The organism is Pseudomonas sp. EGD-AK9, assembly GCF_000465935.2.
Lineage (GTDB): Bacteria > Pseudomonadota > Gammaproteobacteria > Pseudomonadales > Pseudomonadaceae > Aquipseudomonas.
In genome coordinates, this window is sequence record NZ_AVOF01000126.1 from 1 (window position 1) to 8118 (window position 8118).

Annotated in this window: 7 protein-coding genes and 1 pseudogene; 5 read left to right on the forward strand and 3 right to left on the reverse strand. The window is 65.9% G+C overall.

Annotation, left to right across the window (positions count from 1 at the left end):
- Positions 1–233 (reverse strand): annotated as a pseudogene (locus tag N878_RS06925) (4'-phosphopantetheinyl transferase); the annotation flags it as partial.
- A 404-nt stretch (positions 234–637) separates the two neighbouring features.
- On the opposite strand from N878_RS06925, the gene N878_RS06930 reads away from it, so the two are divergent.
- A complete protein-coding gene (locus N878_RS06930) occupies positions 638–2512 on the forward strand; it encodes an MFS transporter (RefSeq protein WP_021442939.1) in 1875 nt (624 codons plus the stop codon).
- Positions 2513–2679: 167 nt separating this feature from the next.
- On the opposite strand, the gene sugE is transcribed toward N878_RS06930, so the two are convergent.
- A complete protein-coding gene (gene sugE, locus N878_RS06935; protein ID WP_021442940.1) occupies positions 2680–2994 on the reverse strand; it encodes a quaternary ammonium compound efflux SMR transporter SugE in 315 nt (104 codons plus the stop codon).
- Positions 2995–3140: 146 nt separating this feature from the next.
- Positions 3141–4088 carry a bile acid:sodium symporter family protein gene (locus tag N878_RS06940; protein WP_021442941.1) on the reverse strand — a complete coding sequence of 316 codons (948 nt, stop codon included), beginning with the start codon at positions 4086–4088 and terminating at the stop codon, positions 3141–3143.
- 190 nt (positions 4089–4278) lie between these two features.
- Between N878_RS06940 and N878_RS06945 the strand changes: the two genes are divergently transcribed.
- From N878_RS06945 to N878_RS06960, 4 genes are all read left to right on the forward strand, one after another.
- A complete protein-coding gene (locus N878_RS06945) occupies positions 4279–5532 on the forward strand; it encodes an ABC transporter substrate-binding protein (RefSeq protein WP_021442942.1) in 1254 nt (417 codons plus the stop codon).
- Between the two features lie 173 nt (positions 5533–5705).
- On the forward strand, positions 5706–6614 hold the full coding sequence (locus N878_RS06950; protein WP_021442943.1) for a carbohydrate ABC transporter permease: 909 nt from the start codon (positions 5706–5708) through the stop codon (positions 6612–6614).
- Complete coding sequence (locus tag N878_RS06955) at positions 6607–7440, forward strand: carbohydrate ABC transporter permease (RefSeq protein WP_021442944.1); 834 nt, start codon at positions 6607–6609, stop codon at positions 7438–7440. The genes N878_RS06950 and N878_RS06955 overlap by 8 nt, the downstream gene beginning before the upstream one ends.
- A gap of 10 nt (positions 7441–7450) precedes the next feature.
- A partial coding sequence (locus N878_RS06960; protein ID WP_021442945.1) for an ABC transporter ATP-binding protein occupies positions 7451–8118 on the forward strand: 668 nt, incomplete at its 3' end.

The window sequence follows — 8118 nt, forward strand, 5'->3', positions numbered from 1 at the left end:
GCCACGCCGGTCAGGCGTCGCAGCGCCTCGCGGGCGCACAGGCGGCCGGCCAGGTATTCGCTCTGGCGCTTGGCCACGCCGCGCACCGGGGCGATATCGCAGCGGACGAAGTCGTCCGCGGCCAGTCGCGCCGGGTCGAAGCGGGTGCTGATCAGCTGCGTGCCGGGCAGCGGGCGGGGCAGCGGGTCGTGGTCGTCGAGGGGGCTGCAGCAGGCGGGGTGGTAGGCGTTCATGGCGCGATTGTGCCGCGGCGCGGACCGCCCAGTCATCCGCCGTTTACATTTCTTTGCAGGCAGGTAACAAAGCTAAACGGACGCTGCCCGGGGCTTTTGTCAGACTGGCCAGGCATTCCCCAGGGAGTGCAGGTGAGGTTGTAGTCAGTGCCTGGCACTGACGTTTTCTCCGAGTTCGAGAACGGTAGCCCGATTGGGCTGCCGTTTTTTTTGCGCGCTGCGTAGGGTGGATCACGCTTCACCGATCCACCGCTCTGGTGGATGTAAAAAGCGACATCCACCCTACGGCCTCCACCTCATGGCGCGGGGTGGTTATCGCCATCGCATTTGCCCTGTGGCTTTCGCCGGGGCAATTGCAGTCAAATGCCTGTGCGGGCAATCCGGCCCCGCGAGGACCATGGACGATGACCCAACAATCGCAATTCGCCCTGCTCGGCAAGAAGCGCTTCTTGCCGTTCTTCCTGACCCAGCTGCTTGGCGCCTTCAACGACAACATCTTCAAGCAGTCGCTGATTCTCGCCATCCTGTTCAAGCTCAACACCGGCGCCGACCGCGATCTGCTGGTCAACCTCTGCGCGCTGCTGTTCATCCTGCCGTTCTTCCTGTTCTCCGCCCTCGGCGGCCAGTTCGGCGAGAAGTTCGCCAAGGACGCCCTGATCCGCAAGATCAAGCTGGCCGAGGTGTTCATCATGCTCGCCGGCGCCGCCGGGGTGCTGCTCGACAGCCTGCCCTTGATGCTCGCCGTGCTGTTCGCCATGGGCACCCAGTCGGCGCTGTTCGGCCCGGTGAAGTATTCGATCCTGCCGCAGCACCTGAAGGAGGAGGAGCTGGTGGGCGGCAACGCCCTGGTGGAGATGGGCACCTTCCTGGCCATTCTCGCCGGCACCATCGGCGCCGGGGTGATGATGGCCAGCAGCAGCTACGCGGCCATAGTCGCCGGTTCGGTGGTCGGCGTGGCGCTGCTCGGCTACCTGGCCAGCCTCGGCATCCCGCGTGCGGCGGCGGCGATGCCGACGCTGCCGCTGGACTGGAACATCCTGCGCCAGTCCTGGCTGATCATGAAACTCGGCCTCGGCCAGCGTCCGGCGGTGTCGCGCTCGCTGGTGGGCAACTCCTGGTTCTGGTTCCTCGGCGCCATCTACCTGACGCAGATTCCGGCCTACGCCAAGCAGTGGCTGCACGGCGACGAGAGCGTGGTGACGCTGATCCTCACCGTGTTCTCGCTCGGCATCGGCCTGGGCTCGATGCTCTGCGAGCGCATGAGCGGGCACAAGGTGGAGATTGGCCTGGTGCCGTTCGGCTCCATCGGCCTGACCCTGTTCGGCATGCTGCTGTGGTGGTTCTCCGGCGGTTTTCCCCAGGGCGCCGCGCCGCACGACTGGCTGGCGCTGCTGGGCCATGGCCAGGCCTGGTGGATTCTCGGCTGCATTCTCGGTATCGGCCTGTTCGGCGGCTTCTATATCGTGCCGCTGTACGCGCTGATCCAGTCGCGCACCGCCGAGCACGAGCGGGCACGGGTGATCGCCGCCAACAACATCCTCAACGCGCTGTTCATGGTGGCCTCGGCCATAGTCGCGATCCTTTTTCTCAGCGTCGCCGGGCTGTCGATTCCGCAGCTGTTTCTGGTGGTGTCGCTGATGAACGTGGCGGTCAACAGCTACATCTTCAAGATCGTCCCCGAGTTCAGCATGCGCTTCCTCATCTGGCTGCTGGGCCATTCGATGTACCGGGTCGAGCACAAGGGGCTCGACGCCATCCCCGACGAAGGCCCGGCGGTGCTGGTGTGCAACCACGTGTCCTTCGTCGATGCGCTGCTGATCGGCGGCGCGGTGCGGCGGCCGGTGCGCTTCGTCATGTACTACAAGATCTACGACCTGCCGCTGCTCAACTTCATCTTCCGCACCGCCGGCACCGTGCCGATCGCCGGGCGCAACGAGGACCTGCTGATCTACGACGCGGCGTTCAAGAAGATCGCCGAGTACCTGCGCAACGGCGAACTGGTGTGCATCTTCCCCGAGGGCAAGCTGACCGGCGACGGCGAACTCAACGAGTTCAAGGCCGGCATCGAGCGCATCCTCGAGGAGAACCCGGTGCCGGTGATTCCCATGGCGCTGCGCGGGCTGTGGGGCAGCTTCTTCAGCCGCGACCCACGCAAGGGCCTGTTCAAGCGCCTGTGGTCGCGGGTGTGCCTGGTGGCCGGCGCGCCGCTGGCGCCGGAGCTGGCGCGGCGCGAGGCGTTGCAGGCACAGGTGGCGGAGTTGCGTGGCGATTGGCGGTAGCGAACGCTCGTGTGGGAGGGGCTTTCGGCTCGGGCATCCTGCTTCGCAATCCACAGGGATGTGGTGAATGCCGCAGCCCGTAGGGAACGGGCGCGGCGCTACCTCCTGCATCCATGCAGTCGTAGCCGCGATTCGCCGCTAAAGCGCCTCCCACGGAGCGGGCGTCCTCAATGGCTCAACTTGAGCCCGACCAGGCCGCAGAGAATCAGCGCCACGCTGGCCAGGCGCAGCAGCGCCATCGATTCGCCGAACAGGACGATGCCGGCGATCACCGTGCCCACTGCGCCGACGCCGGTCCAGATGGCGTAGGCGGTGCCCAGCGGCAATTCCTTCATGGCCAGGCCGAGCAGGCCGAGGCTGATGACGATGGCGGCGACGGTGAGCAGGCTGGGCAGGGGACGGGTGAAGCCGTCGGTGTATTTCAGGCCGACGGCCCAGCCGACTTCGAAAAGGCCGGCGAGCAGCAGAATGATCCAGGACATGATGACCTCCAGTGGGGACTGAAGGGGCCGTCCCCGGGATGGTTCATCGCCGTTGCGGCAATGCGGAGGTCGTCCTCGCGTCGTGCAGTATTCTGCACATCTTCGAGGCCGGGGCAAGCTGCCCCGGATCAACGGAAGTTTTTGATTCAGCTGGCGCTTTTATCGGAATCCTGACTCATCCGACGATAAAGCGTGGCCAGTAGCGGGCCGGACAGGTTGTGCCAGACGCTGAACAGCGCGCTGGGCACCGCCGCCAGCGGGCTGAAGTGGGCGCTGGCCAGCGCCGCGCCGAGGCCGGAGTTCTGCATGCCGACCTCGATCGACAGGGTCTTGCGCTGCGCCAGCGGCATGCCGAACAGGCGCCCGGCCAGGTAGCCGAGCCCCAGGCCGATGCCGTTGTGCAGCATCACCACCGCCATGATCAGCAGGCCGGATTCGGCGATCTTGCCCTGGCTGGCGGCCACCACCGCGGCGACTATGGCGACGATGCACACCACCGAGATCAGCGGCAGCACCTCCACCGCGGTCTTCACCCGCTCGCCGAGCAGGCGCTGGGCGATCAGGCCGAGGACGATGGGCAGCAGCACCATCTTGAGAATCGAGACGAACATGGCGCCGAACGACACCGGCAGCCATTCCGAGGCCAGCAGCCAGATTAGCGCTGGGGTGACGAGCGGGGCGAGCAGGGTGGTCACCGCGGTGATCGACACCGACAGCGCCAGGTCGCCGCGGGCGAACCAGGTGATGACGTTGGAGGCGGTGCCGCCGGGGCAGCAGCCGACCAGGATCACCCCGACGGCGATTTCCGCCGGCAGGCCGAAGGTCTGGCACAGCACCCAGGCCACCGTCGGCATGATGCTGAACTGCGCCAGTACGCCGAGCAGTACCGCCAGCGGGCGCCGCGCCACTTCCCTGAAGTCCGCGCCCTTGAGGGTCAGGCCCATGCCGAACATGATCAGCCCGAGCAGCGGTACTATCCACGCCGTCACCGGCAGGAACCAGCTCGGCTGGAAGAACGCCAGCACGGCGAACAGCAGCACCCAGAGGGCGAAACTGTTGCCGATAAAGCGGCTGAGGGCGATCAGTGCATGCATGGAAGTGCTCCCCGGCAGTGGTGCAAAGCCGACAAGCCTACCAGCCCGCGGGGCGGCCCGCTTATGTAACCATTCGGTGACCTTTCTTCATCCCTTCGTTACCCGCCGTGGCCAAGGCCGTGGTTAGACTCGATTCCAGCGCAAGCACCACGACTTGCCCGCGAATAACAACAACAAGGTGTCTCTTCCCATGAAAGCGATCTCTCGCCTGACCACCGCCCTTTCCCTCGCTGCCCTGTTGCCCCTGTCCGCCTCTGCCGGCGAAGTCGAAGTGCTGCACTGGTGGACCTCCGGCGGCGAAAAGCGCGCCGCCGATACCCTGCAGAAACTGGTCGAAGCCCAGGGCCACAGCTGGAAGGACTTCGCCGTCGCCGGTGGCGGTGGCGAAGCGGCCATGACCGTGCTGAAGACCCGCGCGGTGTCCGGCAACCCGCCCGCCGCCGCACAGATCAAGGGCCCGGACATCCAGGAGTGGGGCGAGCTGGGCCTGCTCGCCGATCTCAACGGCGTCGCCGCCGAGCAGAACTGGGACCAGCTGCTGCCGCCGCAGGTGGTCGAGGTGATGAAGTACCAGGGCGACTACGTGGCGGTGCCGGTCAACGTGCACCGGGTCAACTGGCTGTGGATCAACCCAGAGGTGTTCGCCAAGGCCGGCGCCACGCCGCCGACCACCCTCGACGAATTCTTCGCCGCCGCCGACCAGCTCAAGGCGGCCGGCTTCATCGCCATCGCCCATGGCGGCCAGCCCTGGCAGGACGGCACCGTGTTCGAGGGCCTGGCCTTCAGCATTCTCGGCGCCGAGGGCTTTCGCCGGGCCTTCGTCGAGCAGGACCGCGCCACCCTGACCGGGGCCAAGATGGTCGAGGTGTTCGCCGCCCTGCAGAAGCTGCGCGGCTATATCGACGCCGACGCCGCCGGGCGCGACTGGAACAGCGCCACCGGCCTGGTGATCGACGGCAAGGCCGGCATGCAGATCATGGGCGACTGGGCCAAGAGCGAGTGGACCGCCGCCGGCAAGGTCGCCGGCAAGGACTACCAGTGCCTGGCCTTCCCCGGAACCCAGGGCAGCTTCGCCTTCAATATCGACTCGCTGGCCATGTTCAAGCTGAGCGACGCCGACAACCGCAAGGCCCAGGAAGACCTGGCGCGCACGGTGATGGGCACCGAGTTCCAGGAGTTCTTCAACCAGAACAAGGGCTCGATCCCGGTGCGCATGGATCAGGACATGAGCAGCTTCGACGCCTGCGCGCAGAAGTCCATGGCCGATTTCAAGGAGGCCGCCGCCGGTGGCGGTCTGCAGCCGAGCCTGGCCCACGGCATGGCCGCTTCCAGCTACGTGCAGGGCGCGGTGTTCGATGTGGTGACCAACTTCTTCAACGACCCCAAGGCCGACCCCAAGCGCGCCGCCCAGCAACTGGCGGCGGCGATCCAGGCGGTGCAGTGAGCGCTCGGGCCGCCTGGGCGGCCCTTCCCCCAGGGCGGGTGTAACCCGCCGGTTTCAAGCCTGTGATCCCAGGCGCATGCCCTCAGGCACGCGCCACGGGATCGGCCGCGCCGCGTTTCCCTCTTTCAGGGGCAATGGGGTCGACCGCGCAACCTGCAACAACGGAGTGACTCATGAGTTCAAACGCAGTCTTCGCCAAAGCCTCACCGCTGGACGCCCTGCAGCGCTGGTTGCCCAAGCTGGTGCTGGCGCCGAGCATGGTCATAGTGCTGGTGGGCTTCTACGGCTACATCGGCTGGACCTTCCTGCTGTCGTTCACCAACTCGCGCTTCATGCCCAGCTACAACTTCGTCGGGCTGCAGCAGTACGCGCGGCTGTGGGACAACGACCGCTGGTGGGTGGCGAGCCAGAACCTGCTGCTGTTCGGCGGCCTGTTTATCGGCATCAGCCTGGTACTCGGCGTGCTGCTGGCGGTGCTGCTGGACCAGCGCATCCGCCGCGAAGGCTTTATCCGCACCATCTTTCTCTACCCCATGGCGCTGTCGATGATAGTCACCGGCACCGCCTGGAAATGGCTGCTCAACCCGGGCCTGGGCATCGACAAGATGCTGCGCGACTGGGGCTGGGAAGGCTTTCGTTTCGACTGGCTGGTGGACCCGGAGCGGGTCGTCTACTGCCTGGTGATCGCCGCCGTCTGGCAGAGCTCGGGCTTCGTTATGGCGCTGTTCCTGGCGGGGCTGCGCGGGGTCGATCAGTCGATCATCCGCGCCGCCCAGGTCGATGGCGCCAGCCTGCCGAATATCTACCTGCGCATCGTGCTGCCGAGCCTGGGCCCGGTGTTCTTCAGCTCGCTGATGATCCTCGCCCATATCGCGATCAAGAGCTTCGACCTGGTGGCCTCGATGACCGCCGGCGGCCCCGGCTACGCCTCGGATCTGCCGGCCATGTTTATGTACGCCCACACCTTTACCCGCGGCCAGATGGGCCTCGGCGCCGCCAGCGCGATGCTGATGCTCGGTGCGGTGCTGGCGATCCTGGTGCCCTACCTGTATTCGGAACTGCGAGGCAAACGCCATGACTAAGCCCGCCATCAGCCTGAGCCGTATGGCTATCTACGCCACCCTGCTGGCCGCCTGTGCGGTCTACCTGATTCCGCTGGTGGTGATGCTGCTGACCAGCTTCAAGACTCCCGACGACATCCGCAGCGGCAACCTGCTGTCGATCCCGGACGTGTTCACCGTGATCGGTTGGGTCAAGGCCTGGGACGGCGTCGGCGGCTACTTCTGGAATTCGGTGAAGATCACCATTCCGGCGGTGCTGATCTCCACCCTGCTCGGCGCGCTGAACGGCTACGTGCTGGCCATGTGGCGCTTTCGCGGCTCGCAGCTGTTCTTCGGTCTGCTGCTGTTCGGCTGCTTCCTGCCGTTCCAGGTGATCCTGCTGCCGGCCTCCTTCACCCTCGGCCAGCTCGGCCTGGCCAACACCACCGAAGGCCTGGTGCTGGTGCACGTGGTCTATGGTCTGGCCTTCACCACGCTGTTCTTCCGCAACTTCTACGTGAGCATTCCCGAGGCGCTGGTGCGCGCCGCGCGCCTCGACGGCGCGGGGTTCTTCACCATCTTCGGACGCATCCTGCTGCCGATGTCGGTGCCGATCATCATGGTCTGCCTGATCTGGCAGTTCACCCAGATCTGGAACGACTTCCTGTTCGGCGTGGTGTTCGCCAGCGGCGACACCCAGCCGATCACCGTCGCCCTGAACAACCTGGTCAACACCAGCACCGGGGCCAAGGAATACAACGTCGACATGGCCGCGGCGATGATCGCCGGGCTGCCCACCCTGCTGGTCTACATCCTGGCCGGTAAGTACTTCCTGCGCGGCCTGACGGCCGGCGCCGTCAAAGGTTGAGGTAATAACCATGGCTACCCTCGAACTGCGCAACGTCAACAAATCCTACGGCAGCGGCCTGGCGGACACCCTGAAGAACATCGAACTGGCCATCGACTCCGGCGAGTTCCTGATCCTGGTCGGCCCCTCCGGCTGCGGCAAATCCACCCTGATGAACTGCATCGCCGGCCTGGAGGAGATCAGCGGCGGGGCGATCCTGGTCGACGGCGCCGACATCAGCGGCATGAGTCCGAAGGATCGCGACATCGCCATGGTGTTCCAGTCCTACGCGCTGTACCCGACCATGACGGTGAAGGACAACATCGCCTTCGGCCTGAAGATGCGCAAGCTGCCGCCGGCCGAGATCGACGCCGAGGTGGCGCGTGTGGCCAAGCTGCTGCAGATCGAGCACCTGCTGGCGCGCAAGCCCGGCCAGCTGTCCGGCGGCCAGCAGCAGCGCGTGGCCATGGGCCGGGCGCTGGCGCGGCGGCCGAAGATCTACCTGTTCGACGAACCGCTGTCGAACCTCGACGCCAAGCTGCGGGTGGAGATGCGCACCGAGATCAAGCTGATGCACCAGCGCCTGAAGACCACCACGGTGTACGTCACCCACGACCAGATCGAGGCCATGACCCTGGGCGACAAGGTGGCGGTGATGAAGGACGGCATCATCCAGCAGTTCGGCACCCCGCAGGAGAT